The following is a 25,162-nucleotide window of genomic DNA, read 5'->3' on the forward strand; positions in this document are numbered from 1 at the left end:
TGGAACCGGTCAGACATGACAAGCCATATCTGGTGTATCCGCCCTAGAAATTGACCTGATCACCGCCTTTAAGCGACAGCATGGCGCGTGCTTCGTCCGGGGTTGCGATTTCAAGACCAAGACCTTCGAGAACCTGTCGAATGCGCAGAACCTGTGACGCGTTGGACTTTGCAAGCTGACCCGGGCCATTCCAAAGGGAATCTTCAAGCCCGACACGGACATTGCCCCCCATCGAAGCCGCCATTGTCGTGATCGGCAATTGATGGCGTCCTGCGCCAAGCACCGACCAGACATAATCGTCACCAAACAGGCGATCTGCTGTGCGCTTCATATGCGCAACATCTTCGGGATGCGTGCCGATACCGCCAAGAATGCCAAACACTGTCTGAACAAATAACGGCCCCTTGACCAATCCGCGGTCACGGAAATGCGCAAGGTTATAAAGGTGGCTGGTATCATAGCATTCAAATTCGAACCGCGTACCGTTCCCAGAACAGGCTTCGAGAATATATTCAATATCCTTGAAGGTGTTGCGGAACACGATATCTCGGGAATTTTCTAGATATGCCGGTTCCCAGTCATGTTCGAATTTCTGGAACCGATCAAGCATCGGGAACAACCCGAAATTCATCGACCCCATATTCAAGGACGCAACTTCCGGCGCAAATTTAAGCGCAGGCTGCAAACGTTCCTGGACCTGCATCGCAGGACTGCCACCGGTTGTCAGGTTCAAAACCGCATTTGTGGATTGTTTCAGCCGCGGCAGGAAACGGGCAAACATGTCCGGGTCCTGGGTCGGACGGCCGTTTTCAGGATCACGGGCATGAAGGTGCAGGATCGCCGCCCCGGCTTCGGCGGCCTCGATGGCCTGTTCGGCGATCTGGTCCGGGGTCACAGGCAAATGTGGAGACATGCTGGGCGTATGAATACCACCGGTAATGGCACAGGTGACGATGACCTTGCGTGACGTTTTAGCCATGTTGTTTTTCCTTTTTGATCCGCTCAGATGGTTTCGACATTGCCGCAGACACTGATGGCCTGCCCGGAGATATTTGCCCCCGCCGGGGACGACAGGAACAGCGCCATACCGGCCACATCTTCCGGCTCGACCATGCGGCGCAACGAGACCTGTGACAGGTATTGCGCTTCCATTTCCGCGTAACTGATGCCAAGGGATTCAGCGCGGGACCGGATCACGTTTTCAATGCGCGCGCCCCGAACCACACCGGGCAATATGGCATTGACGCTGATGCCATCGGGACCGGCTTCCTTGGCCAGACTTTGCGTCAGTCCGACAATTCCCCATTTCGCTGCGGCATAGGGGGTGCGAAGCGCATATCCAAGCCGCCCGGCCACCGATGAGATATTGATGATCGTTCCGGCCTCATTGGCGCGCAGCAATGGCAAGGCCCGGCGCAGAACCAAAAACTGGCTCATCAGATCGATATCAAGGGTGCGACGGATTTCTTCGACAGAAAGCTCGTCAATGGCACCGGTCGGACCGGAAATGCCCGCATTATTAACCAGGACATCAAGCCCGCCGAGCTGTTCGGATGCCATGGCGAGCAACTGATCAACCTGTGTTTCGTCCGAAACATCGGTCACGCGAGTCAGCACATCGGGAAAGTCTTTGGCAAATGTGCCAAGGGCATCTTCGTCAATGTCACAAATCAGAACCTTGGCACCGGCTTCGCGAAAGGCACAGGCAATCGCCTTGCCAATCCCTGACGCCCCCGCTGTCACCAGAACCCGAAGGCCCGACCGCGGTCGGGTTCGTTCAATCATATTCATTTTCGACCTATTCATGATTTACGCCCACGGCCCGGCCATCAGGCAACTTCAAGCCAGTTGCGCCGCACTTCGGGTGTTTCTTCAAGCTGTTCGGGAGTCCCGCGATAAACCAGTTCGCCATGGCCCATGACCATGACCTGCTGGGCAACTTTCAATGCGATGGTCAGCTTCTGCTCGACCAGGACCACAGCAACGCCGCGACGCCCGATATCAAGGATCACTTCCATCACGACATCGACAATCCGTGGCGCCAGTCCCTCGGTCGGTTCATCAATCAAAAGAAGCCGCGGATTGCCCAGTAACGAGCGGCAAATGGTCAGCATTTGCTGCTCGCCACCGGATAAATATCCGGCCCGAATGCCCCGACGTTCGCGCAGACGCGGGAAATAGTCATACATTTCCTCGATCGTCCATTGATGCGCACCAGGCGCGCCTTTTTGCCCGCCCATAATCAGATTTTCCTCAACCGTCAAATTGGGGAAAACCAGCCGTTCCTCGGGAACATATCCGATCCCCTTTCGGCAAATGTCATAAGGGCGCTTGCCCGCAATCGATTGCCCGTCAAGGGTCACGGTTCCCGCACTTGGCGGTACCAGTCCCATCATTGCCTTTAACAGGGTTGATCGACCCGACCCGTTGCGTCCCAGCAAGGAGACAATACTGGATTCACCGATTTCCATATCGATGCCGTGCAGGATGTGGCTTTTTCCATAGTGGGCATGCAGCCCTTTGACTTCGAGCAAGCTCATTTCGCCCCCTCCTGACCAAGATAGGCTTCCTGGACTTCACGATTGGCACTGATGCGTTCGGGGGTATCGGTCGCAAGAATGCGGCCATATACCAGCACCGAAACCCGGTCACACAGGCTGAAGACGACGCTCATGTCATGTTCAACCATCAAAAGCGTCTTGCCTTCGGTCACCTTGCGGATCAGCTCTGCGGCTTTTGCCGTTTCTTCGCGCGACATGCCCGCAGTCGGTTCATCAAGCAAAATGACATCGGCACCGGTCGTAAGCGTCATGCCGATTTCAAGTGCGCGCTGCTCGGAATATGTCAGGTCCCCGGCCATGCTTTGCGCACGTGCTTCAAGCCCGACCCGGTTCAGAACATCGGCAGTTTCGTCATTGACCCGACGCATCCCCGCTGCCGACCGAAACAGTCCATAGCGCACCTGATGGCGGGCCATGACCCCGATCCGCAGATTTTCAAACACGGTCATGCGATGAAAAATGTTGGTGATCTGGAATGATCGTGCCAATCCGGCGCGATTGATCAAGTGCGGTGAAAGACCGCCAATGCTGTTTCCTTCAAGCCGGATATCGCCCGATGACGGCGCAAACATCCCGGAAATCAGGTTAAACAAGGTCGACTTTCCCGCCCCGTTGGGTCCGATCACTGCATGTCGTTCGCCCGGACGAATATCAAGGTTCAATCCCTGCAAAACATCGATCGGCCCAAATGACTTGCTGACATCCGAAAGCTGCAACGCAGGCGTCTGTGACGTTATCTCATTCATTCTTTGCCTCCTGCACCGACGGTCATATCAGCAGTCGTCGCCTCATCCTTGCGTGCCCAAAGCCGGTCAATCACGCGACGGGCCCGGATCAGGATGAAGACACCCCCGCACAGCAACACAAGCGGCACAAGCCACGTCACCGGGTTAAGCGGGCTCCAGGACAGACCAAACAGGTCATAGGCCGGGAAGCCACCCGATGCCCCGTCGCGGGCCATTGCATAGTCCTGACCGAACAGAACTTCGGCACTTTCGGTCAAAAAGACAGTCCCTGCCGCAATCAGAATGCCGCCGCCCAAGGCCACAAGATACGGACCGCCAATCTTTGCCAGATCGAGCTGGCGACGATTGCGGATATGGTGATCAATCACCCCGCCAATACCTGTTGGTGCATACAACATCACCAGAACGAAAATCAGTCCCTGGTAAAACAGCCAGGACCGGGTCAGATCCGAAATCAGGAAGGAAAACAGGGTAAAGACCGTTGCGCCAATCACCGGACCAAAGAACACGGTCGATCCACCGACAAAGGTCTGCAAGACCACCTGTGCGGATACCGATCCCGAAAACAGCGAATAGTTTGCTGTCTCGTTGGAAATCGCCAGAAGCGCACCGGCAACACCGGTCATCATGGCCGAAACCGCAAAGACGATCACCTTGGCGTAATGGGCGTTATAGCCCAGAAACTTGACGCGCTGCTCATTGTCACGCAGTGCAAGCGTCAAACGCCCGAAAGGCGTTCTGGTATAGGCCCAAAGTGCCAACCCGCACAGCACCACCCAGCCAAGGGTCAGATAATAGACTTCGATGATCGTGCCAAACCCGAACCCCATCCAGGGCATCCGCATCGACGACACGCCTGCTTCACCGCCAAACGTCCCTTCGAGATGCGGGGCCAGCGAATGAAACAGTTCGGCTATTGCCAGGGTCACCAGCGCGAAATACACGCCCGACCGCATGGTCGAAAAATACCCGGCGACCACCCCAACCACGAGCCCGGCCAGCCCCCCAGCCAGCGGCAAAAGCGGCGTTGGAAAGAATAGACCGTCTTCTACCGCGATCATCAGATGCAATGCAGCAAAGGCACCAACCCCGAAATAGGCCGCATGACCAAAGGACAGAAGTCCCGCCTGACCGTTCAGCAGATTGAAGGCAAGGGCAAACAGACTGGAAATCAGGACATTGATCAGCGCATTCTGCCAACCAAGTCCGAGAAATGGCGGTACCGCGATCAACAGAACCAGCAGCAGCGCCAGAAGAATTTTTTGAATGGATGTCATCATTAATTCCGTTCACCCATCAGGCCGGCCGGACGTACCAGCAGGACGATCAACATCAGTGCAAAGGGAATGGTTGCGCTTACCGAAGACAGCTCAAGCGTCAAAAGACCGCCCACCGATCGCGCCCAGTCGCCAAGCCCGACCACGTCAAACATGCTGGCAATTGACCAATCAAGACCGACAGCAAAAGACGAAAACAGGCCAATCAGAAGCGACGCCACCAGCGACCCTTTAAGAGATCCAAGGCCACCAACAACCACAACGACAAAGACGATAACGCCAAGTTCGATACCCATATTCGGGTTGGTCGGATAAAAGGCACCGGCAACAGCACCAGCCAGCCCGGCAAGGGCGGCCCCGGTTCCGAAAACGAACATGAACACAATCGGAATGTTGTGGCCCAGTGCCTCGGCCATTTGCGGCAACCGTTCAGCTGCGCGCACGACAATACCGGTACGTGTCCGCGTCAGCAGAAGCCACAGCACCGTAAACATGATGACCGCAACCGCACCAATGAACATGCGATAGAATGGATATCCGGTGCCGAAAATCTCAAAGGCGGAAAACCGCAATGCTTCGGGCATCTGGTAATTGACCGGGAAATCGCCGAAAAACAGCTTGATCAGCTCTTCAATAATCAGCGCCAGACCAAAGGTCAGCAAAAGCTCGTGCGCATGTCCGTGGGCATGTACCCGCGGCAGTAAAAACCGCTCGACCGCCATACCAACAAGCCCGACCACAACCGGTGCGACCAGAATGCCGGTCCAGAAACCGAAGATCGAAGACACCGCATAGGCGACATAGGCACCGAGCATGTAAAACGAGGCATGGGCGAAGTTCAGCACACCCATCATGCCGAAAATAAGCGTCAACCCGGCCGAGACCATAAACAGCAACAAGCCATAGGTCACGCCGTTCAACGTGGAGATAATCGCGAATTCCATGAGACTTCCGGACTAAAAGAGGCAGAAAAGACCCGGCACAACACGATGAAGGCCGGGTCATGAAGGCGTCGGGATTACGCGTTCGGGCGCTTCATCTGGCAGCTGTCCTGCACCGGATAGATCGCCTTTTCGCCGGGAATTACCTCGACTGTCTCAAAGCCCATATCCGTGCCGTCGGCCGGATATTTTGCGCCCTTGACCACTTTGGAAACCACCACCGGACGAATGGTCTGGTGATCTTCCTTGCGTACCGAAATCGGTCCAAGCGGCGACTGGTAAACACTGTTTTCCAGTGCCAGCGCGATGTCGGTGACATTGATGTCGCCGCCCTTGAAATCAAGCGTGGACAAAGCTTCCTGAAGCTGGCCCAGGGCAAAGGTCGAATGACCTTCGACAAAGATCGGATAGGCTCCCGTGGCTGCCTTGTAGGCTTCCGGGAATTCGTTGGTCGGGGTCGCCGCATTGTCATAGTTGTTGGCGATATAGTGACCCAGTGCCGTCTGACCGGCATTGGCGATGTTGCCCGGCTGATCAAGGAAGGTTGTCGCAAAGGTCACATCAAGACCCGCATCACCGGTCGCCTTCATCAGCAACAACAGGTCATTGGACCAGTTACCGGTAAAGACGGTGTCCGGCTCGGCCGATTTGATGCGTGCAACGAACGGTGCAAAATCCTGGATCTTGTTCACATCATGCAAGACTTCGCCAACAACCTCGTATCCACCCTCGGATGCGGCGGCCTCAACAGCGGCCTGCACATCCTTGCCCCAGGAATAGTTCTGGTTGATGGCATAGGCCTTGCTGCCCAGTGCATCCGACTTTTTCATGGCATTGACCAGGGCGGTAATGCGCATCGGTGCGGTCGTGGTAAAGCGGAAATGATAGAACTGACACTTGTCGCCGGTAAGCTCCATGGCTTCACCGCCAAGGTTCATAAAGATCATTTCCTTGCCGGGATTGCGCAAATTGTGTTTGCGAACATCTTCGGTCAATTGGCCGGCAATTGCCGATGATGCACCCTGAATGATAATATTTACGCCGTCCGCAACAGCCTGACGGAATTTGTCCGCCGCTTCGGACGCGCCGCCGGCATTGTCATATTCCGTCACCTGAACGGGTTCACCGTTAAATCCGCCAGCTGCATTGATACGATCAACACCGTATTTTACAGCGCGCGCATAAAGACGCCCGGTCGAGGTTTGCGACCCTGACAGACTTTCAATAATCCCGATTTTAAGGGGCTCTGCCTGCGACGTAGCGGCACCAAGGGTACCCGCGCCCAGCGCCATCGCGGCACCGAACGCAAATTTTGTCATACGATTCAAGTTTTCCTCCCAGATAACACTTGTTTGTGTACTTGGTCTGCCGCGCTGCGTCAGTTATTCCAACGTCTTGGTTCGGCATTGACGGCAGTATAGACACAAGAATTTGACTGAGTAAAGATATTAGATATGTGATCACACTTTAATTTCGAAGACCTTTTCTCACCCGGTGCACATTGCCATGGCCAACACACTGGACGTAGAATGCCATAGGCAGTACTCCTGTAATCACCTGATTTGGCGTAACTTGTGACCATTGGTGAAATGTTTTGCCACCAGGTCCAACGTTTCTTCACCTTCTTGAGGCACCGAGTACGTGAATACCTTCGACCTGACAAAGAATTCCAAACCGATGCTGGCCCCGGTTGATGTCTCTACCGTTCAGGAACGGGTTTATCAAAGCCTGCGACTGGGCCTGCTCCGGGGCGAGTTCCTGCCTGGCGAACAGGTTTCCATCCGCGCTCTTGCCAATATGCTGGGCACCAGCGCCATGCCGGTCCGCGAAGCGATCGCGCGCCTGATCGCCGAACGTGCCATCGAACAGTCCGGACCGCGCACCCTTCGCGTTGCGCCCTATCATGCCTCCGAACATGAAGCATATATTCGCATCCGCATGCAGCTCGAAGGTTACGCTGCCGAACGCGCCGCCAGTGGCCCCAAAAACCCGAAACTGCTCGACGCCCTGCGTCGCCATAATGACCAGATCAAAGAAGCATTGCAGGTTGATGATTATGACGCGGCCCTGACCGGCAATCAGGCCTTCCATTTCGAACTATACCGCGCCAGCGGCTATAGCCAGCTTCTTGACCTGATTTCCACGCTCTGGCTGCGCACCGGCCCGATTGTCGCCTCCGCACGCAAGGATACTTCGCTGTTCGAACGCGTGTTCACCCATGGCGTCAAGATCCACAGCAATGTCATCGATGCCGTCGCCCAACGCGACCGTGCCGCGGCCCGCTGGTCGGTCAATCTTGATATCCGCTCCTCACATCTGGCCATCCGGCGTTTCTACAAGCTTGCAGATGGCAATGAGGCTGATGTTTCCGGGGCGGATTGATCTGATTTTTGGCCAGGATTAGCGCTCGCATTGCTCGCTCAGCTCTGGCCTTTGACCTTCGCAAAGAACCTTGTGCAAACAGGCCTTGGCCTGTTTGCGATGTTCCAGTCCGCATGCACCCGACAATCGAACATTAAAAAAGCCCGCCCTTGTTGGGGCGAGCTTATTTAATGTTGGTTGCGGGGGCCCGCAGCCGCGTTTGTTAAAGCTTCGGGTGCTGGAGAGCTTTTCTCCTCGGCAACCAAGCCCAGAATCCCAAGCAATTCGCCGCGTAAAACGGCTGTAAACTCGCCCCTGCCCTCGCCTGGAGTGATCACCACCTCGCCGATCAAAGAGCGAACATCCGCAGCCGCCTCGGCATGCGTTTCGGGGCTTGCCAGAGCGCCCGTCAGCTGGACGACTTGCGCGCGGTACAGTTTGGCGACACTCGGGTGCACGTTCGGCATGTCGGCTGGCGCCTCGGTGAGGCGTGCCGTGATCTCGGCCTTCTCCCGCTCCAGTTCCTCCATCCGCGCTTTCATGGAAGGCTGGTACATACCGTCCTCAATGGCCCGCATGATGCCCTGGATCGCGCGCTCGATCTTCTCGAGAGCTTGGCGGTCGACCACCGCCTGGGCACGGCGCTCCTGGTTCTGCCGGTTGGTCTGCTCCACATAGGCGCGCACCGCCCGGGCCACGGCATCGGCCGAAACCAGCTTGTCCTGCAGACCCGCCAGAGCCCGTCGCTCGATCACCTGCCGAGCCACCGTACGGTTGTTGTCGCAGGTACTGCGCCGGTAGTGGTTCAGGCAGCCATAACGGTCCCGCGCGATGATCCCGTACTTGCCGCCGCAGCAACCGCACGTCAGCAGGCCGGACAACAGGAAGGCCGGACGGCGCAAACTGTGGATGCGTTTCGCCCGCGCTTCCCGCACGCCGATGGTCGTTGGCTCGAACTGCTTCGCAAGCTCGGCCTGCCGATTTTTCACCGCTTGCCAGAGCGCGTCATCCACGATGCGCAGTTCCGGGACATCTGTCCTGATCCATTCGGACTCGGGGTTCGGTCGAGAGACGCGCCGCCCGGTGCTCGGATCCTTGACGTAGCGCTGCCGATTCCAGACCAGCACGCCGACGTAGAGCTCGTTGTTGAGAATGCCGGTGCCCCGGGAGACATGCCCCCTGATCGTCGTATCACCCCAGGCGCGGCCGAGTGGACCAGGTATCCCTTCGTGATTCAGGTCAGCCGCGATCCCCCGCGGGCTTCGGCCGGCCGCGAATTCGCGGAAGATGCGCTGGACGATCCGTGCCTCGGCCTCGTTGATCGCGCGCTCGCCGCGAAGCGGCTCGCCGTCGCTGTTGGTGCGCTTGACGACGTCATAGCCGTAGCAGAGTCCCCCACCCGCCTTGCCGTTCTCGACGCGCCCCTGGAGACCGCGATGGGTCTTGGCCGCGAGGTCTTTCAGGAATAGCGCGTTCATCGTGCCTTTCAGGCCGACGTGCAGCTCCGAGATTTCGCCTTCGGCCAGGGTGACGATCTGCACGCCGGCAAAGCGCAGGTGCTTGAATAAAGTTGCGATATCGGCCTGATCACGGGAGATGCGGTCGAGCGCCTCGGCCAGCACGAGGTCGAACTTCCCTTGCCTGGCGTCCTGGAGCAGCGCCTGCATGCCAGGCCGCAAGGTCACGCTGGCGCCCGAGATGGCTGCATCCTGGTAGGTGTCGACGACGCGCCACTTCTCTCGCGTGGCGTAGTCACGGCAAACGCGGAGCTGGTCGTCAATCGAGGTGACGCTCTGATTGTCGGAGGAGTAGCGGGCGTAGAGCGCAACCTTGATCATCCTCAATCCCCTCTATCGGCGGACGCCACTGCTCTGGCGCTGCCCGCTCAACTCAAGGAATTTGTCTTTCACCCGCGCGAAGAGGCGCGGCGGGATGAAGCCGTAACTGAACACGTCGGGGCGACCGGGCAACGGAGCGAGGCCGCCGTTCGGCCATTCATCGACGTTGTATTCCGATACGACCACCCAGCTCGGCGCCTCGTCCAGCCCGAGCGCCTGCCCCACCCTCGCCGGTATCTCGATGCCGGCCGTATCGTCGCCCGGCGGCGCGTGCGTGATCGGCAGAATGACCACGAACCTTGGGCGGAGACTGGAGTCGCTCGCTGCCACCAGGCAGGCTGGACGCTCCTTTCCCTGATCGCGGCCAGCGGCGGCTTCACGGGACCAGAGATAGTCGTAGCGGATCACCAGACCGGGTTTCGGCTCCGGGAGGGCCACCGGACCCGCCTCACTTCATGAGGTCGTCGAGCGGGGCATGTTCCGGGTCCATCTCGGCCCGGCGCACGGCGTCCACGACAACCTCCGGTGCCTCCGTCGTCCGACCGGTCCGGCGCGCCGCCGCCACCAGCCAGTCATAGTGGTCCGCCGACATCAGGACTAGTTCACGCCGGCCATGGCGGGTGATCTCGACGGGCTCACGCTGGGCCTGATGTTGGTATTCGCCGAACTTGCGCTGAAATTCCATCGCGGTGGTTTGCGCCATAGTATCCTCAGCATGCAAATGTCTGATCATCTGTATTCTCCGTATAATACAAGAAATGTCAAGCTCGATCGCTCAAACCCGGCCGTGTCACTCATCTCGCGGCTCGTTGTCATTGACCGGCAGGAGAAGCTTGGCATGCTCTCGTGCCAGATGCCGGCCGATGGCCTCGGCTATCCGGCAGATACGAGGATCGAGGGACTCGTCCCCCGCCCGGCCGTTGTCGTTGGCCGGCGCCCTGGACTCCGATTGGCGATCGCTCCTCTTCATGGCGCATCCCTTCCAAGGGGACCAATTGATCGGTTCGCCCAACAAGGGATCCACCAGAATGGCAGAATCCAAAACTGCCTTTATATGCGCTCTCCTACGCGCTCCTCGTATGACTCTTTGAAAAGCGAATTAGGGCGTAGGAAATCGCCTGGAAGCGGAAATAAATCAGCTCTCGACACGAGGTCCAATGTGCAGTCCCTATGATCTCCCCCCCGAGGCTGTCAACCGGCATGGAAAAGGGCCCCCCTATCGGCGTGGAAAAGGGACCCCTCTGGCGGTTGGGTGAGGTGGGCCTGACGCGCCGGAGCTTTCGGGTGGTGCAGGCGTGTCAGGCCCACCTCTGTTTCGGCTTGGGTGGGTTCAGGCGCGGTTTTTGAAGCGCCAGCTCTCGTTGCCTGTCTCGACGATTTCACAGTGATGGGTGAGGCGATCGAGCAGTGCAGTGGTCATCTTGGCGTCACCGAAGACGCTCGGCCATTCGCCGAAGGCGAGATTGGTGGTGACGATGACGGACGTGCGCTCGTACAGACGGCTGATCAGGTGGAACAGGAGTTGGCCGCCGGACTGGGCGAACGGGAGATAGCCCAGTTCGTCCAGAACGACGAAGTCGAGGCGGGCGCCCTCTTTAGACGCGTGGTCGCCTCCTTAGGCGTCCAGAGCCGACGCACACCCAAGAACGCCTTAAAGTAGTCAGTGATATTCCGCTGATTGGCGCGATCGAATACCGCGAGGCTTCCGCCGTCATCAGTCAGGCAAACAAGCGCCGATTTCTGCATGGCCTTTCGATCCTCGATAAACGTATTGTCAACGGAGGATACGACTGCCCGCATACCACCATCTGCGGTTTGTTCTTGCCGAAAACTGAGTACTGTCTGGTCATCGAATTTTATGAGCGCAAACGCTGGTGCCCCTGCACCGGTGAGTTCCGCGATGATGAAAGCCCCACGTGAGGATGTCGCTCTGTGATTGATGTGGAATGACTCGGCCACTTCTTTCGAACTTTGAACAAAGCGGTCAGGGTCCGCATTCATGGAGCCCAGCGAGCGCCTGACACCTTGATCTGGCCCGATGAACTCGAAGCGATTGCCAATGTTCGTTTCACGGATTCGAGCAAGGAAGAATGCTTCGAAACCGGAGACATCAACCTCGTCCATTAGAACGAGGTCATCCTCCGCGGGTCCGACTACATGGAAAATCATGCGTCTGATGCGCAATCGATCAACGATATCATTATCCAGGAGCCCCATATTCCCCCCATTTTTGCGGTTCCACAGGATGATGACTGATTTTTGCCACACGCGAAAGTCGCAGTACGCCCCTTTCCCCCTGCCCTGGTAGACCAGCAGGAGCCTCAATGCGGTGGCCCAACAGCCACTGGCCCAACTTGTTGCGGCTCGGGAGCCAGCACCGGACTTGCTGCCGGCGCACGTGCTATCACCCATGTACAGTCGCGGACTGTGACATCGTGACCATTTCAAGCTAGCTAGTTCGTGACCAAAGTTCTGCGGCTTGCAGGTTGTACGCAACCGAGAATCGAGCGTCTTCACTTACTAAGAAACCCCCGGCCCGCTCCGCTTGCGTCCCAGGGACCAGGAGATCGTATCGCCGCGGATGATCCCGGATACCTGCTTGCCGAGGTTGCGCTCCAGGACCGGCCGCCACGGCACCAGCGTGAACTCGCGCGCCTTCTCGATCACGGCGAACCGGCCGCTGGCAAGATCGAGCCGCCGACGATAGACGCCCTCGATCCGTTTGCCGGGCTCGCTCTCGGCGTATCGCAGACCAAGCTCGCCCGCGAGCTGATCCGCGACGCGTGTCAGCTCGCGCCGGCGCAGGATGCCGAGCATGTTGGCGCGGTAGACGATCCGATCCTGCTCCTGGCGGGCGAACTCCTGCTCGATCAGCCACTGCCGGCGCCGGTCGAGAGTCTCGCGCACCTCGCGCCCGAAGCCCGCATCACGGAGAGCCGTCGGTGTGTCGGCGAGCAGCTCGCGGTCGAGCCAGGTCGCGCCGTCTGCGCCGAGCTGCCGCTCGAGTGGCACGGCGGACAGCACGTCGACGATGACCGGGCTCGCCCGCACCCGACTTCGTTCGTATGCCGCCGCCCGATCCAGATGATCGGACGCGATCGTCCAGGTGCCGTCCGGCTGCCGCTCGACACCAATGCCGCGCCGACGCATCGCCTCGAGCCGCCGCACGTGCGTCTCGGCGAACGTGATCGTCGCGGCCGGGTCGTGCCGAAGATGAACGTCGACGCTGTAACGCCCCTCGTTCGCGGCGGCGATCTCGGCGATGGTCCGGTCCACGTCTCTCGGCGCGGCCCGCTTCGGCTCAATCGCGACGATCGCGCCGTCCGGCAACGGATCGGTCGCGTCAGCCTTTCCGATGTCCACGTAGTGAGCCCGGCCGTCGACGCCATCGACGATCAGGTAGTGGCGGTCGTTGATCTCGTCGGAGAGGCCGCGCGCAATGACGCGGCCAACCACCCGCCGCGCCTCCGGGCCGGCCGGGTCGTAGATAGTGTAGTCCGAGGCCGCCCGGTCCCGCCCCTCGCGCGCCATCTCCCGGTGCAGGGTCTTGATGATGTCACCCCTCTCGCCCAACCGACGCAGCACCGGCTCCAGGTCCTCGGCGAGCCGCCACCGGCCCGGCCCGACCTCCTCGGCGAGCCCGAGCCGACGCAGCTTCTGCAGCCGGCCGGCGCGCAGGGTCTGGCGAAACGTGTCGCCGGCCGCGGTGCCGGGCCGGACGAGGCCGTCCTCGCCGACGTCGCGCAGCAGGCCGCGGTCGAGGCTGGTGAAGCGCTCCTGCTCCACCTCCCGGCGCAGGCGGTGCTCGATCTCCAGATCGGAGCGCGGCCCCAGGTCGAGGCCGACGATCTCCGCCGCCCGCTCGCGCATGCCCCTGGCGAGGTAGTCGCGGGCGATCACCAGGTCCTTCCCGCGGTCGTCCCGGCCGCGCAGCACAATGTGCGTGTGGGGATGACCGGTGTTGTAGTGGTCGACCGCCACCCAGTCGAGCCGGGTGCCGAGGTCCGCCTCCATCTGGCGCATCAGCCGGCGGGTGAATCCCTTCAGCTCGTCATACTCGGCGGCGTCCTCGGCTGAGACGATGAAGCGGAACTGGTGCCGATCGCCCTCCCCGCGCTCGAGGAACGCCCGGCCGTCGGCCCGGTCGGACTCGGCGTCGTACAGATCGCCGGGCAAACCCTCGCGGGTGACCCCGTCGCGCTGGATGTAACGGAGATGGAGCCGCGCCGCCTTCCGCCCCTGCCCCTTCAGCTTGACGATCCGCGACTTCACGATCACCCGGCGCGCCCGGTAGGCGGCATAGCGGTCACGGGAAGCCAACACCCGGCCCACGCCTGACCCGCGGCCGATGCGGTTGCCCTGGAAGGTACCGCGACCCGACGAGCGGCCGCCGGCGAGCGCCACCGACCGCAGCACCTGGTGCAGGTAGCGGCGTCCGCGCTTGCTGCCGCGGCTGCGGATCCGGCCGAGCCTCGGCGTGAAGTCGTCGTCATCCTTCATGATCGCCGCCGGTCAGTTGGCATCGTGATCCACGAGTAGACGGCGGTCGACCACCGTCGCAAGCCGGCGCCACGAAGATCGCGGCAGACCAACGACTTACGACCACCCTGGCGCCATCCCGGCAGGGCATGGCGCCAGGAAAAACGATGTGCAGGCAAAGACATAGGCGACACATGGCGCCATCCTTTTATCTTGCCCTACCGGGCTTCTGAGCCACCTACCGTCCCTCCTGCGATCACCTGCGATCTCTCACTGAACCTCGGCTCGGGCAACGGGTCGCGCACCGGCCAGGATCACCACACAAAGAAGTCGGGAGCGGCACTTGGCGGTACCGCTCCCAGGGTGGCTCATGGCATCATCCGCCGCCCGCGAAGAACGCCTGATCGGCGCTCTCGAAGCTCTCGAAATGCCGCAGACCGAGCATCCAGTGGACATGCCGATCGGCATCGATGAGGCACGTCGCGACGTAGTAGCGGGCGCGGAAGTAGCCGAGAATCGCCACCCGCTCGAACGTCTCGTCTTCGTCGTCGAGGCTCTCCCAGGCGCCGAGATTCATCTCCGCGATGCGTCCGTCCCAGTGGAAATCGGCCCGCTCGGCGGCGATAAAATGCTCGATAACGGCGTCAATTCCGTCGCTGCCGAACTCGGCGGTCAAGTCGCGGCGGAGCTGCGGGAAGCGGTCGAACGCGGCGTGCGGATGCGTGTGAAGCGTGGTCATCGGAACCTCCGTAGTTGCTGTCCTCCTCATCGAGGACAGCTCCCGCCATCGGCCGGCGAAGCGGCCGTCAAGGACGCCGGAGGCGCCGCGCCAGCGGGGCGCGGGGGAGCCGAAATGCGGAGCGGAGCGCCAGCGCAGCGGAGCATTTTGGGGGGACCGCGCATCCTTGACGGCCGCTTCGTCCTGGCTGGTACGCTGGGACAACCGAGACGAGGTTCTCTCTCTCCGACAGGGCACCGTCCGTGCCGCCGCGGCTCATCGGTCTCTGTCCGGGACGGTGCGCAAGGGCACGAACAGGTTCCCCGAGGCCGGCGCCGCCAAGGGTTTGTGACCGCCCGCGACTGTCGTGCGCAGAGGAAAGAAGAGACGCCGATCCGGAAGGACGATCCCATCGATGCTGGTTGTCAAGCGGGTCGGATCAAGTCGCGCGAGGAATAGACGCGTCTCGCGCGGTAACGGTCGCCCGTCAGTCAGATGCTCCTGGTATCGCCTGGGCCCGGCGTTGTAGGCGGCGAACAGACCCGGGAATCCGAAGCGTTCGTAGAGGGCGCGGAGGTAGGCGGTCCCGGCCAGAATGTTGTCGCTCGGATCGTGCGGATCGTGACCAAGGCCATTTCGCCGGCGCATCTCGTCGTAGGTGTCAGGCATCACCTGCATGAGGCCCATGGCACCGGCGGATGAAGTGATCGGACGGCCGTTGAGCATGGTTCGCCCGGCGCTTTCGGCCTGGATGACCGCGCGTATCCAGAGTGCCGGGACGGCGAACCGGGCGGAGGCCCCGGCGATGAACGGCTCCCAGCGGTCGAGCCGCTGCTTGATGGCGGCCGGTTCGGCGACGGCGGAGGACGGGCACGCCAGCGTCGCGACGGCAACCATGCCCAGCACCCGGACGGTCATCCGGTCCATAGCGGCACGAGCCTCCCAATGATCGTGGCGCACCGCACCGGCCCGAAATACCGGCTGTCGAATGAGCCGCGGACATGTGCCATCAGCAGGAAGACCTCGTCGGCGGCGAGCGTGCGACAGCCGGTCCAGCGCGGCAGCACACGGCCGAAGGAGTCGCGATTGCGACGCGTGGCGACATACGTGCCGTTGACGAAGACGGCATCGCCGACGGCGCAGACGACATCGTCCGCAACCGCCACGAGACGCTTCACCAACGGCACCCCGACCGGCAGATAGCCACGGTCGGCCGCGAGCCGGCGGGCGTCGGGCGGCAAGGTGGCGAGCACCAGATCGTCGCGTGCCGGAGCCGTGCGGCTGACCCAGTAGAGCCCCACGGGCGCGCTGGCGCTGGCGTTCCAGACGAGGCGCGGCGCCGGCGCGGCGAGTGTTGCGAAGCCGAGCGCTGCGAGCCCGAGGCCCGCGAGGACGAGCGGGACGCGCGGGCGGCGACGCCCGCGCCGGCGCCGCGTCGGCCGCAGAACGCCCGACGACAGGAGCCGGTCCTCACGCATCGGAGGTCGAGCCCTTGGACCGGGAGTCCGACCACGCGTCGAGGTCGTCGATGTGGTAGCGGACGTAGCGACCGTGCTTGCGATACTTCGGCCCGCCGCCGGTCACGCGCATTTTCTCGAGCGTGCGGCCCGATAAGCCGACGTAGTGGGCGGCCTGGGCGGTGTTGAGGAAGGGGCTGCCTTTCTTCGCGCGGGCGGCGCGTTCGTGCTCGTCGTCGCTCATCGTCGTCACCTCGTCGTCCGGAGCGCGCGACCGGCAGGATCGCGCCGTTGACGGCGAGGATGGGCGCGCGAGGGGGCGGTCCGGGACCGGCGAAAACCGCCGCCCGGGCATTCGCCGCCCCTTCCGAGACAGGCGAAAGGCCCCGCGCCCGAAGGGCGCGGGGCCGAGGCGGTGGCCGTCAGTCGACCGGGTTCCAGATGATCGCGAAGGTGTCGGGATCGTCCTGCCCGGCGGCGCGGCCGAGGTTGGCGTAGAGCTTGCGCGGCCCGAACTCCGGGGCGGCCAGGCTCAGCGAGACGTAGCTGTTGCCCGAGTTCTGGCCCACCCGCTTCCAGGCGGCGCCGAGTTCCACCCGCTCGCGGTCGTCGGTGAAGACCCGATAGTCCGGCTGGTTGTCGGCGTCCTTGTCGCGGTTCGGCAGGAGCACGACGCTGCGCCGGATGCTGAGGGTGTTGATGAAGCCCTTGTAGGAGCCGTCCGACTGGCGGTTGACGTATCCGATGGCTGCCATTGTTCGATCCTCCGTTTGATCGTGCAGGGCGCCCATCGCCCTGCTTACGGCGGACCGTCCATGGCGGGCGCCGAACCGGTGCACCCGGAGGGCCGGAGCGTCAGCGGAGGACCGGTGGAGGCGGCTATTTTGGAGCGCAGCGGGCGCGAGGAAGCCGCGCGCAGCGCAGCGAGCACGGCGGGGAAAATAGTCGCCGGAGCCGGTTTCGCCGGAACGGGGACCGCCATAGGTCCACAAGCCGGAGCAGGCGCGTGGGCGCTTGCAACGACGGCGGATCGGACTGGAGGCGGCGCGGTCTACGTCCGCGGACGACAGCCCTACAGGCTGCTGGAATCAGACACCGGAACCGGCTGCGGCGTAGCCCCCTGCTGACCGAACGAATGACGCCGAGACCGCATCCGGCCTCGCCACTCGATGTCCGTTGCGAGCGAGCTCAGGGTCGGCCCCCAGACGGCGGCAAGACGCGGCGCCGCGTGCTCGCTGGCCGATTGCCTTGGCGCTGGACCGCACGGCTCGCAGTTTGGCCTCGGCGGGCGGATGCGGACAATAGGCGGATCATCCAAACGCGCGAGCACGGCACCGGCCGACGACGCTTGCGCCGCCGCCCACCCCGTCTGACAGGCGCGGGACCGCTCTCTCGGACCATCATCCGGCAGCCGCATCCGATGAGCCTTGTCTCTGCGCATGGCCACGCGGCAAATTGGGACCATGGCCGACGAACCTTCACCAAATCAGCCCGTGCCGCCCTGGGCCGATGCCGATCTCTCGCGATGCCTGCCGACGCTCGCCGCCGGCGGTGAGCGTCAGGATATGGAGTTCAAGGAACGCTTTCCCGGCCAGGCACGCGATCTCGCCAAGGAGATTGCGGCCTTCGCCACCTCCAATTTCGGCACGATCCTGCTCGGCGTCTCCAAGGCGGGCGGGGTGATCGGCCTCGCGGATTGCGAAAGCGCGTCCGAGCGGGAACGCCTGCTCGACCGCGTCGCGGGCATCTGTGCGAACAGCATCAAACCGTCGGTGACGCCGGCGCTCGCGTTCGCCGTGGTCGAAGACCGCACCGTGCTCGCCATCGCCGTGCCGAAGGGCGATGCGCCGCTCTACTACGTCGCCGGAGTGCCGTACCTCCGCCAGATGGCTACCTCGCGGCCGGCTGAGCCGCACGAGGTGATCGACCGGGTTCTCGATTGGGACCGGGCGAGAAACGGCAGCGGCCGGCCGAGCCCGGAATCCGAGTTCTTGAGCCAGACCGCGTCGCTCGTCGTCGATGTCGTCGTATACGCCGACGAACTCGAAGAACGTCGCGTCAAGCCGTGGCTCAACGAGACACGCCACGGACTCGCATGGGCGGCCGAAACGGCGCGCGACCTCGCGGCCCGGACGCCGGGAGACTTCGCGGAGATGGTCGAGCCGTTGGAGGAGATGGCGAGCAATCTCGACCGTGCTGCACACGAACGTCTCTCCATGGGCGGCGGCTGGGACGAGATGGACGCGGCGGCGCGGGCGGCAAGGGAGACGGCACGGAGCATCTGGACACGCTGGATCGAGCCGCACGGCTTCCATGCTGACTCGGTCGCCGGCGTACGGGAGACGGTCTCGGAAAACGCGCGAAAGCTCTCGAGCCTCGCGGCGCGGCTCCAGGAAATGGACGATCAGGGACGGCTCGACGGCATCCAGTCGTCGGCCGGAGAGATCGGACTGGTGCTGCTCAAGGCCGCAACCTTCGGCGTCGGGCTCGGGGACGATCAGCGGATCGAGGAGTTGACAGCGATCGGCCGCGCCTTGCGCGACGTGGAGACCCGGACGATCTACGCCGACGGCGGCCAGTCAGCCCGGAGAATACTCGACGACGTCCGTGACGCGAGCGCGAGGCTGAACGCTTGGCTCGCCGGCCTTCCGTCTGAAGCGGAAGCGGGAGCATGAACGAGAGCGGGCGGCGGCCGTCGGGCCGCCGCCCGCGACGGATCACGCGGCATCGAACAGGTTGCGGACGCGCGCCCATTCGTCGGCCGTCTTGAGACTGCCGTTCTCAGTGTACGCCCGCACGGGGAACGCTAGCCAGCCGGGCAGCCAGCCCTCGACCTTGGCGCGGCCGTTCGCGCCGTCGAGGCAGTCGCGGATGATCTTCTTCTGCGTCTTCGCTTTCTCCGCGACGTTGGCGTCGGCACACCGCTTGCCCGCGACCTCGGCCAGCATGGCGTTGAGCACGGCCTTGTCGCGGATCATGTCGAAGAACGCGTCATCGGGCTGCCAGTGCTGCCCCGCGTCCACGCCCAAGTGGTTGCCGACCGCCTCGACCACAGCGCTCCCCGCCGCCATCGTTTCGGCCATGACGCAGGCGGCAATACGCAACACGTCGTCATCGGACAGCGCCAGCAGCTTGGCGAATACGACCGCCGTGGGATAAGCGTCGTAGCCCGGCTGGGTCACGCTGTGGTGATAGTCGGGCCGGTCGAGCAAGGCCAGCACTGCCTGCCGCTCGGCGTCGAATGCCTGCTGCGCCGGGCTGTTCGCGACGCTCTCGGCGATGGCGTCACTGCGGGCCTGCTGCGGCTCGGGCTCCACCTGCCAGTGACCGGAGGACGCGACGGCATGCGCCACCATGAGCCGCAACGCCACGCCCGGGTGGGCTACGAGCGCGAGGCGGACCACGGCGTGACGGTGCAGGTCGAGGTAGTTCTGCATCGCCTTGGTGGCCTCGGGGCGCGCGACGGTGGCAGCCTCGGTCGCGTCGCCGTCCGCGTCCGCCGAGGCGGCTTTCTTGGCCGCACGGCGGACCTCCTTGCGGCTGAGCCAGCCCTCGTGGACCTCGACCTCGCCCCGGTGCGAGACGGCGATGAACACCTTGCCGCCCTTCGTCTTCGGGGTCTTCTCGTGCTCCCAGCTATGGAAGTATTGGCCGGGCTCCAGCACGACGACCTCCGCCCATCCGGCTTCCAGAAGCGCGTCCCGCTTCGCCGCGATGGCCTCGTTCTGCTTCTGCCAGAACAGGTCGGCATCGGCGAAGTAGGCGTCCTCGCCGAACAGGTCGGCGACGATCTGGCCGGGATAGTCCTCCACCGGGAACAACGCGGCGCTGGTAGGGATCGACTGGCCGCCGAACAGCCACTGCTTCAACTGGAAGCCGCGCGGCGCGTATTGCTCTGGGTCGGCGAACAGGGCGAGCCAGTCCTTCTGCTGCGCCTTCGAGGCCAGGGTGAGATGGCGCACGGTCTCGGCGTCGATCTCGCCCTTGCGATAGGCCGTCCTGATCCTCGGCATCAGGTTCCCGAGGGCGAGGCGGCGCTTCACCATGACCTCGGTGATGCCGAAGGTCTCGGCGATCTCGGCCACCGACTTCCCTTCCCTCGTGAGCCGCGCGAAGGTCTCGTACTGGCTCATCTCGTCGGGGTCGAGACGCGCGGCGTTCTCGATCAGCGAGGCTTCGAGCGCGTCCGCGTCGTCGCCCGGCTCCATCACGGCGCAGGGCACGGGCTCGACCTCGCCGCCTTCCTCGGCGACCGCCTTGGCGGCGAAGAAGCGCCGCCGCCCGGCGACGATCTCGAAGCGCTCCGGCTCGCCGTTGGGCCGCACCAGCAACGGCTGCAGGATGCCGCGCGCGCGGACGCTCGGCAGGATGTCAGCGACGTCCGGCTCGCGCTTGGCGTTCCGCATATTGCACGCCGAGACGTCCAGCTTGTCGAGGGGGATGTGTTGCAACTGCATAGTCACTCTCCATGGTCTGAGGTTGGCGGCCCCCTCCCCTCGCAGCGCGCAGGCGGGGGCCGTGCGCCGCCTATCGGCGCGTCGGTCCCGCCCCGTCGGGCGGAAGCTCGGGATTGCGGATGCGGAGCGCGGCGGCGGCCTGCGACAGCATGCGCTCGGACTCGGTGATGCGGCCCGCGATGCGCGCCGCCTCGGCATAGACCGAGAGCGGAAAGCGGGCGGCGAAGTGGAGGTCGCGCTCGATGCCGCGCCTGAGCGGTCCCTTGACGCTCTCAAGCTCGGCGAGGCTGACATAGCCAAGCTCGGGACAGCCGAAGCCGAGGTCGCAGAGCCCGAACAGACTGTCGCCGTCCGGCATCATCTCGGTGATCAGCCACGTGGCCGCGCCGGTCGGGTCGAACAGCTTCACGACGGGGACGTGGTCGGTCTCGCGCTCGGCGGCGCCGTTGGCGAGCAGGCGCTGGCGGATGTCGTCAGGGATCAGGATCATGGCGGGCCTCCGGGTCAGAACAGGTCGAGCTGGTTGCGCGCGTCCTCGTCGAACAGGCCGACGTTCAACGGCTTCTGCGGGACGCGCGGGGTGAGCGGCGCGGCCATGCGCGCCTCGATGCGTTCGCGCTGGCTGACCGGGCGGACGCCGGGAACGAGGGTCTGCTCGCCCTCTTGTGTCGGCTCGCTGGCGAGTGGCACGGGAGCGGGCGCGCTCATGCCGCCGCTCCCGCCGCGCCCGCCGTCTCACGGAAAGCCAACAGATAATCGGCGGCCTTGGAGGCGTGGCTCGCGGCGCGGAAGATGGCGCGGTTGTCCTCGCGCAAGACCTCGAGCCATGAGCCGATGTAGTCGGCATGGCGCACGGTGGGCGCGATGGCGAGGCTGGCGCAGACGAACGCGCTCGCCATCTCGGCGACCAGTTCCTCGCGGGCGTAGGCCTTGCAGCCGAACGAGCCCGACAGGTCGCGGGCGAGCCGGGAGGCGTGCCCGGTCCAGTGGCCGAGCTCGTGAAAGCACGTCCGGTAGTAGTTGATCTGTTCGAAAAAGGCGGGCTGCGGCGGTACCTGTATGAAGTCCGCGCTCGGCACGTAGAAGGCGCGCTCGCCGCCGATGCGGAAATCGGCACCGGTCGCGGCAATCAGCGCCTCGGCGTGCGGGACGGTCTCGCGCTCGGGCAGCGGTGCCGCCCCGCCATGGACACGCTCGGGCAGGTCCTCGCACTGCGCGACGTTGAACACGGTGAAGCGTTTGAGGAAGGGCACCGCCTGCGGCTCGTCGCCCGTCTCCGCCGCGCGCTTCCGCTCGTCCTTGGGGATGAAACGGTCGGCGTAGACGACGGTGGTGCCGCGCTCGCCCTTGCGCACGTGCCCGCCCATGGCAAGCGCTTGCCGGAAGGTCAGCCAGTGCTGCGCGGCGTATCCCTTCTCGATGACCGCGCCCCACAGGATCAGGATGTTGATCCCGGAATAGGCGCGCTCGGTTGCGGCGTTCCGGGGCAGGCCGATCCCGGCCTTGGCCTTGCCCCAGGGCTGGACCCATGGCACCCGCCCGGCCTCAAGCTCGGCAATGATCCGGTCGGTGACCTCCTGATAGACCGTCTCCCGCTTGCGCTCCGGCATGGCAAACCTCCGCTCGCAAAACCTCGCGCGCCTTTCCCCGGAAGCGGGGTGGGCGGCGAGATGCGACCGGACAGGCCCGCCGAAGAGGCGGACCGCACCCGGAGGGCCGGAACGGAGTGGAGGACCCGGAGCGCAGCGGAGGGTTGCGGGACGCCGCGGCGGGCCTAGAAGGGAGCGCCGCCCACTCCGCGCCACCGGGAAAGGCAACAGAAACAAGTTCGCCGCCCGCAAGGGCGGCGGCCGTCGGGCAGCCCGCAGGGCTGCCTATCGCGCCAGGGATCGAAGCCCGAAGGGCCGAGACGCCGTCAGGCGGCTCGGTTCACGAGAGCCCGGCGACCGGCCGCGAGGCCGGGCGGGCGCCCTAATCGGAGAACCAAGAGCCGAAATCGATGAACTCGGGGAGCGAGGAACAGCGCCTCAGAGTTGAGGCTCTTTCGCGGATGTGGCGGGCCGGCGCAGGAGATCCGCTGCCTCCACGCCAAGACCCTGGGCGAGCCTGTCCACCACCTCGATGCTGGCGGCGTAAACGCTGCGCTCCAAGGCGCTGATATAGGTGCGGTCGATGTCCGCGCGGTCGGCGAGTTCTTCCTGCGACAGGCCCTGGGCCTGCCGGTATTTTCGCAGATTGAGCGCCAGCACCTCTCGTATTTCCATGGACGAGAGAGCACCGGCTTGTTGAGTATTTCACCACGGAGTATTTTCGACAATCGGCGAGATGTCGGCGTTGCAAGCCTGTTGCGGGCTTTACAGCCGAGACGCGAGCGGCGACGCGGGCAGCAACAATGGCAGAGGAATTCCGCACGATGCCGACGGATAATCAGGCGCCGAAAGCCGCCGACCAAGTCCCTTGGGCGGAGCGGATCACGCCCTACGACGAATCCCATTTCGTGACCTACCTGCGGCTGTTGGATGCCGAGGCGGACGGGGCCGACTGGCGGGAGGTCTCGCGCTTGGTGCTCGGACGGGACCCGGATACCGACGCCGCCGCCCGCCGCTGTTGGGAAGACCACCTCGCGCGGGCGCACTGGATGACGCGATCCGGCTACAGGCAACTACTCGAAGACGCCTGAGCGGCGCCTCAGCGGAGGAGCTTGCGGTATCCGCCGCGCATGAGCTCCCGTCCGCGGCGGACGGCGCGACGCACCTGGTCGCGCAAGTGGTCGCGCGGATCGCGCCAGTCGGCCTCGACGCGCGCCTCGCCGAAGAGCGCCACGGCGATCTCGCGATAGGGTGCGCCGGCGAGCCAGCCGTCCAGCGCCTGCAGCACCACGCGGAGCCGCCGCCCGCGCGGCTCGATCATTCGATAGTCTGGAAATCGGCCGCGCCCAACGATATTGGCGAGGCCTTCGAGCGTAGCGAGACGGGCGCGGAGATGCACGGCCGGGAGAACGGCATCGGTCAGCAGGCGCACCGGCTCGGACAGGCTTGTACCCCGGATGTCGAGTTGAAGCGCGCAGCCGGATTCCGAAAAGAGAAGGTGCTGCCGCCCGTCGGGCATCCGGAGGAGCGCCGCCCGGCACGGGACCTTCGACAAGCTGAAGCGGCCGCTATCGCCCTGCACGGCGGCGGGAAGCGCGCGGATCGGCAGCACGTGCGGACACGCGCGCGAATCCCAGAAGACGACGGCCTCGGTCGCCGTCCGCTCGGGCGCATCGGCGAAAAAACAGGCACCAGTTGGCCAGCTCGGGCAGCTCCGTCCGCGCCGTCATGATTGTCAGGTTCGGCGCGGGCCGTTCGATCGCGACGGCCGCCGAGGCCTCGGACCAGGCGCGCCGGTAGGCCGCGTCGCGGCGCAGGAACTCCCACGCCCACCCCCGCCGCGGCAAGGCGGCGGTGTAGTCGTAGGCCGCGCATCGGCGCCAATCCGCACCGGGGCTGCTGTTCGGCGGCTTAACCATACCGGCAGGCTCCGCGTCGAGCGCGGGAGAAGACCGTCGCCTGCCCCCGATATCCCCCGTTTTCTGCGATCTCCTCCCCAGTGCCTGATTCCGAGCGCCGGGCCGAGCTCACGCGGCGGCGGACGCGACCGGCGCCCAGAGCACCGGGCCCGTAAGGTCGCCGCGCCGTCGCACGTTGGCGAGGCCGGCCGGGGAGACCTCGAGATAGCCGGCGACCGATCGCGTGCCGGCGAACGACCGTGGCGCCGCGATGCGCCGCAGGGGCCAGCCCGCGCGCCGCAGGATCCGTTCCATGGCGACGTCGGTGACGGTGACGATGTCGGAGAGGCCGCGGGACAGCCCGAACTCGATCATGCCCGCGAAGAGCTCGAAGGTCGCCCGGGCGACGCCATGCGCGCCTTCAGGGCCGTCGCGTTCGACGTCGAGCGCGAAGCGGCTGCTCTCCCACACGGCCGGGTCCGACGGCGCCGGCGCCCCGGCCAGCAGCGCGGCGAAGGTCTCCGTCAGCATGGTCGGGCCAATCGTCGGCAACAGCCGCACGCAGCCCTGGACGCGGCCGCCGGCGCCACGCTGCAGGAGATAGACGGGGTGGAGCGCGTCGAAGGTGTCGATCTCCATGTCGCCGCTGACCTCGACGTCCCAGTCGAGCCGCTGCTTGAAGACGCGGTAACGTAGGCGGTACATCTCGGCGAGATCATCGGCGAACGCGCCGTACCGGTCGGACGTGATGAGTTGCATCATGATCGCCTCCTGCGAAGGGGAACTTTCGCGCATTGGAGGCGAACAGCTGGCGCGAGACACCCTGTGCACTTGCACGGG

At 63.8% G+C, this 25,162-nt stretch carries 28 protein-coding genes and 1 pseudogene; 3 read left to right on the forward strand and 26 right to left on the reverse strand.

Going from position 1 to position 25,162, the window contains the following annotated elements:
- Positions 1 to 43: 43 nt before the first annotated feature.
- From SIB88_RS20770 to SIB88_RS20800, 7 genes are all read right to left on the reverse strand, one after another.
- Positions 44 to 979: a 3-keto-5-aminohexanoate cleavage protein gene (locus tag SIB88_RS20770; protein ID WP_114114112.1), complete on the reverse strand. Its 936-nt coding sequence runs from the start codon at positions 977 to 979 to the stop codon at positions 44 to 46.
- A gap of 23 nt (positions 980 to 1,002) precedes the next feature.
- The gene (locus tag SIB88_RS20775) at positions 1,003 to 1,785 is read right to left on the reverse strand and encodes an SDR family oxidoreductase (RefSeq protein ID WP_412558989.1); all 783 of its coding nucleotides are present in this window, start codon (positions 1,783 to 1,785) and stop codon (positions 1,003 to 1,005) included.
- Between the two features lie 44 nt (positions 1,786 to 1,829).
- Positions 1,830 to 2,540: an ABC transporter ATP-binding protein gene (locus tag SIB88_RS20780; protein ID WP_068519990.1), complete on the reverse strand. Its 711-nt coding sequence runs from the start codon at positions 2,538 to 2,540 to the stop codon at positions 1,830 to 1,832.
- Complete coding sequence (locus tag SIB88_RS20785; RefSeq protein ID WP_114114114.1) at positions 2,537 to 3,307, reverse strand: ABC transporter ATP-binding protein; 771 nt, start codon at positions 3,305 to 3,307, stop codon at positions 2,537 to 2,539. The genes SIB88_RS20780 and SIB88_RS20785 overlap by 4 nt, the downstream gene beginning before the upstream one ends.
- Complete coding sequence (locus SIB88_RS20790) at positions 3,304 to 4,587, reverse strand: branched-chain amino acid ABC transporter permease (protein WP_412558990.1); 1,284 nt, start codon at positions 4,585 to 4,587, stop codon at positions 3,304 to 3,306. The genes SIB88_RS20785 and SIB88_RS20790 overlap by 4 nt, the downstream gene beginning before the upstream one ends.
- Entirely contained in the window at positions 4,587 to 5,528 is a 942-nt protein-coding gene (locus tag SIB88_RS20795; RefSeq protein ID WP_228196014.1) for a branched-chain amino acid ABC transporter permease, read from the reverse strand. Before SIB88_RS20795 ends, SIB88_RS20790 begins: the two co-directional genes overlap by 1 nt.
- A 74-nt stretch (positions 5,529 to 5,602) precedes the next feature.
- On the reverse strand, positions 5,603 to 6,844 hold the full coding sequence (locus SIB88_RS20800; RefSeq protein ID WP_068519995.1) for a branched-chain amino acid ABC transporter substrate-binding protein: 1,242 nt from the start codon (positions 6,842 to 6,844) through the stop codon (positions 5,603 to 5,605).
- A gap of 322 nt (positions 6,845 to 7,166) precedes the next feature.
- Between SIB88_RS20800 and SIB88_RS20805 the strand changes: the two genes are divergently transcribed.
- Complete coding sequence (locus SIB88_RS20805) at positions 7,167 to 7,907, forward strand: GntR family transcriptional regulator (RefSeq protein ID WP_412558991.1); 741 nt, start codon at positions 7,167 to 7,169, stop codon at positions 7,905 to 7,907.
- 167 nt (positions 7,908 to 8,074) lie between these two features.
- Here SIB88_RS20805 and SIB88_RS20810 read toward each other — a convergent pair whose 3' ends face one another.
- From SIB88_RS20810 to SIB88_RS20860, 11 genes and pseudogenes are all read right to left on the reverse strand, one after another.
- Positions 8,075 to 9,724, reverse strand: a complete 1,650-nt coding sequence (locus SIB88_RS20810) for a recombinase family protein (RefSeq protein ID WP_412558992.1) — start codon at positions 9,722 to 9,724, stop codon at positions 8,075 to 8,077.
- Positions 9,725 to 9,736: 12 nt separating this feature from the next.
- The gene (locus SIB88_RS20815) at positions 9,737 to 10,132 is read right to left on the reverse strand and encodes a growth inhibitor PemK (protein WP_412558993.1); all 396 of its coding nucleotides are present in this window, start codon (positions 10,130 to 10,132) and stop codon (positions 9,737 to 9,739) included.
- 40 nt (positions 10,133 to 10,172) lie between these two features.
- A complete protein-coding gene (locus SIB88_RS20820) occupies positions 10,173 to 10,427 on the reverse strand; it encodes a type II toxin-antitoxin system prevent-host-death family antitoxin (protein WP_412558994.1) in 255 nt (84 codons plus the stop codon).
- A gap of 627 nt (positions 10,428 to 11,054) precedes the next feature.
- Positions 11,055 to 11,312 (reverse strand): annotated as a pseudogene (locus SIB88_RS20825) (ATP-binding protein); the annotation flags it as partial.
- On the reverse strand, positions 11,231 to 12,136 hold the full coding sequence (locus SIB88_RS20830) for a nucleoid-associated protein (RefSeq protein WP_412558995.1): 906 nt from the start codon (positions 12,134 to 12,136) through the stop codon (positions 11,231 to 11,233). The gene SIB88_RS20830 and the pseudogene SIB88_RS20825, both read right to left, overlap by 82 nt.
- Positions 12,137 to 12,244: 108 nt before the next feature.
- On the reverse strand, positions 12,245 to 14,224 hold the full coding sequence (rlxS, locus tag SIB88_RS20835; RefSeq protein ID WP_412558996.1) for a relaxase/mobilization nuclease RlxS: 1,980 nt from the start codon (positions 14,222 to 14,224) through the stop codon (positions 12,245 to 12,247).
- Between the two features lie 355 nt (positions 14,225 to 14,579).
- Positions 14,580 to 14,942 (reverse strand): hypothetical protein, encoded by a 363-nt coding sequence (locus SIB88_RS20840; RefSeq protein WP_120226701.1) that lies wholly within the window; start codon positions 14,940 to 14,942, stop codon positions 14,580 to 14,582.
- 255 nt (positions 14,943 to 15,197) lie between these two features.
- Entirely contained in the window at positions 15,198 to 15,848 is a 651-nt protein-coding gene (locus SIB88_RS20845; protein WP_008889661.1) for a lytic transglycosylase domain-containing protein, read from the reverse strand.
- On the reverse strand, positions 15,836 to 16,399 hold the full coding sequence (locus SIB88_RS20850; RefSeq protein ID WP_412558997.1) for a S26 family signal peptidase: 564 nt from the start codon (positions 16,397 to 16,399) through the stop codon (positions 15,836 to 15,838). The genes SIB88_RS20845 and SIB88_RS20850 overlap by 13 nt, the downstream gene beginning before the upstream one ends.
- Positions 16,392 to 16,622 carry a helix-turn-helix transcriptional regulator gene (locus SIB88_RS20855; RefSeq protein WP_008892353.1) on the reverse strand — a complete coding sequence of 77 codons (231 nt, stop codon included), beginning with the start codon at positions 16,620 to 16,622 and terminating at the stop codon, positions 16,392 to 16,394. The genes SIB88_RS20850 and SIB88_RS20855 overlap by 8 nt, the downstream gene beginning before the upstream one ends.
- 178 nt (positions 16,623 to 16,800) lie before the next feature.
- Positions 16,801 to 17,133, reverse strand: a complete 333-nt coding sequence (locus tag SIB88_RS20860; protein WP_008892301.1) for a DUF736 domain-containing protein — start codon at positions 17,131 to 17,133, stop codon at positions 16,801 to 16,803.
- Between the two features lie 708 nt (positions 17,134 to 17,841).
- Here SIB88_RS20860 and SIB88_RS20865 point away from each other — a divergent pair.
- Positions 17,842 to 19,053 carry a helix-turn-helix domain-containing protein gene (locus SIB88_RS20865; RefSeq protein WP_412558998.1) on the forward strand — a complete coding sequence of 404 codons (1,212 nt, stop codon included), beginning with the start codon at positions 17,842 to 17,844 and terminating at the stop codon, positions 19,051 to 19,053.
- A gap of 42 nt (positions 19,054 to 19,095) precedes the next feature.
- Here SIB88_RS20865 and SIB88_RS20870 read toward each other — a convergent pair whose 3' ends face one another.
- From SIB88_RS20870 to SIB88_RS20890, 5 genes are all read right to left on the reverse strand, one after another.
- Positions 19,096 to 20,835, reverse strand: coding sequence for a ParB/RepB/Spo0J family partition protein (locus SIB88_RS20870; protein WP_412558999.1), 1,740 nt, complete (start codon positions 20,833 to 20,835; stop codon positions 19,096 to 19,098).
- Between the two features lie 70 nt (positions 20,836 to 20,905).
- Complete coding sequence (locus SIB88_RS20875) at positions 20,906 to 21,325, reverse strand: DUF2958 domain-containing protein (RefSeq protein ID WP_412559000.1); 420 nt, start codon at positions 21,323 to 21,325, stop codon at positions 20,906 to 20,908.
- 14 nt (positions 21,326 to 21,339) lie between these two features.
- A complete protein-coding gene (locus SIB88_RS20880) occupies positions 21,340 to 21,543 on the reverse strand; it encodes a hypothetical protein (protein ID WP_008892296.1) in 204 nt (67 codons plus the stop codon).
- Complete coding sequence (locus SIB88_RS20885) at positions 21,540 to 22,445, reverse strand: ArdC family protein (protein WP_412559001.1); 906 nt, start codon at positions 22,443 to 22,445, stop codon at positions 21,540 to 21,542. The genes SIB88_RS20880 and SIB88_RS20885 overlap by 4 nt, the downstream gene beginning before the upstream one ends.
- A 417-nt stretch (positions 22,446 to 22,862) precedes the next feature.
- Positions 22,863 to 23,084: a helix-turn-helix domain-containing protein gene (locus SIB88_RS20890; protein ID WP_412559002.1), complete on the reverse strand. Its 222-nt coding sequence runs from the start codon at positions 23,082 to 23,084 to the stop codon at positions 22,863 to 22,865.
- A gap of 164 nt (positions 23,085 to 23,248) precedes the next feature.
- Here SIB88_RS20890 and SIB88_RS20895 point away from each other — a divergent pair, with 164 nt between their 5' ends.
- Positions 23,249 to 23,515, forward strand: coding sequence for a DNA -binding domain-containing protein (locus SIB88_RS20895; RefSeq protein ID WP_008892292.1), 267 nt, complete (start codon positions 23,249 to 23,251; stop codon positions 23,513 to 23,515).
- 8 nt (positions 23,516 to 23,523) lie between these two features.
- On the opposite strand, the gene SIB88_RS20900 is transcribed toward SIB88_RS20895, so the two are convergent.
- The 3 genes from SIB88_RS20900 to SIB88_RS20910 all read right to left on the reverse strand — a co-directional run bounded on the left by SIB88_RS20900 (position 23,524) and on the right by SIB88_RS20910 (position 25,084).
- Positions 23,524 to 24,036, reverse strand: coding sequence for a DUF2285 domain-containing protein (locus tag SIB88_RS20900; protein ID WP_412559003.1), 513 nt, complete (start codon positions 24,034 to 24,036; stop codon positions 23,524 to 23,526).
- A complete protein-coding gene (locus SIB88_RS20905) occupies positions 23,993 to 24,343 on the reverse strand; it encodes a transcriptional regulator domain-containing protein (protein ID WP_008892290.1) in 351 nt (116 codons plus the stop codon). The genes SIB88_RS20900 and SIB88_RS20905 overlap by 44 nt, the downstream gene beginning before the upstream one ends.
- Before the next feature lie 108 nt (positions 24,344 to 24,451).
- The gene (locus SIB88_RS20910) at positions 24,452 to 25,084 is read right to left on the reverse strand and encodes an acyl-homoserine-lactone synthase (RefSeq protein ID WP_120226702.1); all 633 of its coding nucleotides are present in this window, start codon (positions 25,082 to 25,084) and stop codon (positions 24,452 to 24,454) included.
- Positions 25,085 to 25,162 lie beyond the last annotated feature (78 nt).

This window comes from Thalassospira sp. MIT121401, from assembly GCF_047125595.1.
Classification (GTDB): domain Bacteria; phylum Pseudomonadota; class Alphaproteobacteria; order Rhodospirillales; family Thalassospiraceae; genus Thalassospira; species Thalassospira povalilytica.

What these genes read in the sequence shown, in the direction of transcription:
- SIB88_RS20770 (WP_114114112.1), bottom strand. Translation starts at nt 979, where the DNA reads ATGGCTAAAACGTCACGCAAGGTCATCGTCACCTGTGCCATTACCGGT.
- SIB88_RS20775 (WP_412558989.1), bottom strand. Translation starts at nt 1,785, where the DNA reads ATGATTGAACGAACCCGACCGCGGTCGGGCCTTCGGGTTCTGGTGACA.
- SIB88_RS20780 (WP_068519990.1), bottom strand. Translation starts at nt 2,540, where the DNA reads ATGAGCTTGCTCGAAGTCAAAGGGCTGCATGCCCACTATGGAAAAAGC.
- SIB88_RS20785 (WP_114114114.1), bottom strand. Translation starts at nt 3,307, where the DNA reads ATGAATGAGATAACGTCACAGACGCCTGCGTTGCAGCTTTCGGATGTC.
- SIB88_RS20790 (WP_412558990.1), bottom strand. Translation starts at nt 4,587, where the DNA reads ATGATGACATCCATTCAAAAAATTCTTCTGGCGCTGCTGCTGGTTCTG.
- SIB88_RS20795 (WP_228196014.1), bottom strand. Translation starts at nt 5,528, where the DNA reads ATGGAATTCGCGATTATCTCCACGTTGAACGGCGTGACCTATGGCTTG.
- SIB88_RS20800 (WP_068519995.1), bottom strand. Translation starts at nt 6,844, where the DNA reads ATGACAAAATTTGCGTTCGGTGCCGCGATGGCGCTGGGCGCGGGTACC.
- SIB88_RS20810 (WP_412558992.1), bottom strand. Translation starts at nt 9,724, where the DNA reads ATGATCAAGGTTGCGCTCTACGCCCGCTACTCCTCCGACAATCAGAGC.
- SIB88_RS20820 (WP_412558994.1), bottom strand. Translation starts at nt 10,427, where the DNA reads ATGGCGCAAACCACCGCGATGGAATTTCAGCGCAAGTTCGGCGAATAC.
- SIB88_RS20830 (WP_412558995.1), bottom strand. Translation starts at nt 12,136, where the DNA reads ATGGGTGATAGCACGTGCGCCGGCAGCAAGTCCGGTGCTGGCTCCCGA.
- rlxS (WP_412558996.1), bottom strand. Translation starts at nt 14,224, where the DNA reads ATGAAGGATGACGACGACTTCACGCCGAGGCTCGGCCGGATCCGCAGC.
- SIB88_RS20840 (WP_120226701.1), bottom strand. Translation starts at nt 14,942, where the DNA reads ATGACCACGCTTCACACGCATCCGCACGCCGCGTTCGACCGCTTCCCG.
- SIB88_RS20845 (WP_008889661.1), bottom strand. Translation starts at nt 15,848, where the DNA reads ATGGACCGGATGACCGTCCGGGTGCTGGGCATGGTTGCCGTCGCGACG.
- SIB88_RS20850 (WP_412558997.1), bottom strand. Translation starts at nt 16,399, where the DNA reads ATGCGTGAGGACCGGCTCCTGTCGTCGGGCGTTCTGCGGCCGACGCGG.
- SIB88_RS20855 (WP_008892353.1), bottom strand. Translation starts at nt 16,622, where the DNA reads ATGAGCGACGACGAGCACGAACGCGCCGCCCGCGCGAAGAAAGGCAGC.
- SIB88_RS20860 (WP_008892301.1), bottom strand. Translation starts at nt 17,133, where the DNA reads ATGGCAGCCATCGGATACGTCAACCGCCAGTCGGACGGCTCCTACAAG.
- SIB88_RS20865 (WP_412558998.1), top strand. Translation starts at nt 17,842, where the DNA reads ATGGCCGACGAACCTTCACCAAATCAGCCCGTGCCGCCCTGGGCCGAT.
- SIB88_RS20870 (WP_412558999.1), bottom strand. Translation starts at nt 20,835, where the DNA reads ATGCAGTTGCAACACATCCCCCTCGACAAGCTGGACGTCTCGGCGTGC.
- SIB88_RS20875 (WP_412559000.1), bottom strand. Translation starts at nt 21,325, where the DNA reads ATGATCCTGATCCCTGACGACATCCGCCAGCGCCTGCTCGCCAACGGC.
- SIB88_RS20880 (WP_008892296.1), bottom strand. Translation starts at nt 21,543, where the DNA reads ATGAGCGCGCCCGCTCCCGTGCCACTCGCCAGCGAGCCGACACAAGAG.
- SIB88_RS20885 (WP_412559001.1), bottom strand. Translation starts at nt 22,445, where the DNA reads ATGCCGGAGCGCAAGCGGGAGACGGTCTATCAGGAGGTCACCGACCGG.
- SIB88_RS20895 (WP_008892292.1), top strand. Translation starts at nt 23,249, where the DNA reads ATGCCGACGGATAATCAGGCGCCGAAAGCCGCCGACCAAGTCCCTTGG.
- SIB88_RS20905 (WP_008892290.1), bottom strand. Translation starts at nt 24,343, where the DNA reads ATGGTTAAGCCGCCGAACAGCAGCCCCGGTGCGGATTGGCGCCGATGC.
- SIB88_RS20910 (WP_120226702.1), bottom strand. Translation starts at nt 25,084, where the DNA reads ATGATGCAACTCATCACGTCCGACCGGTACGGCGCGTTCGCCGATGAT.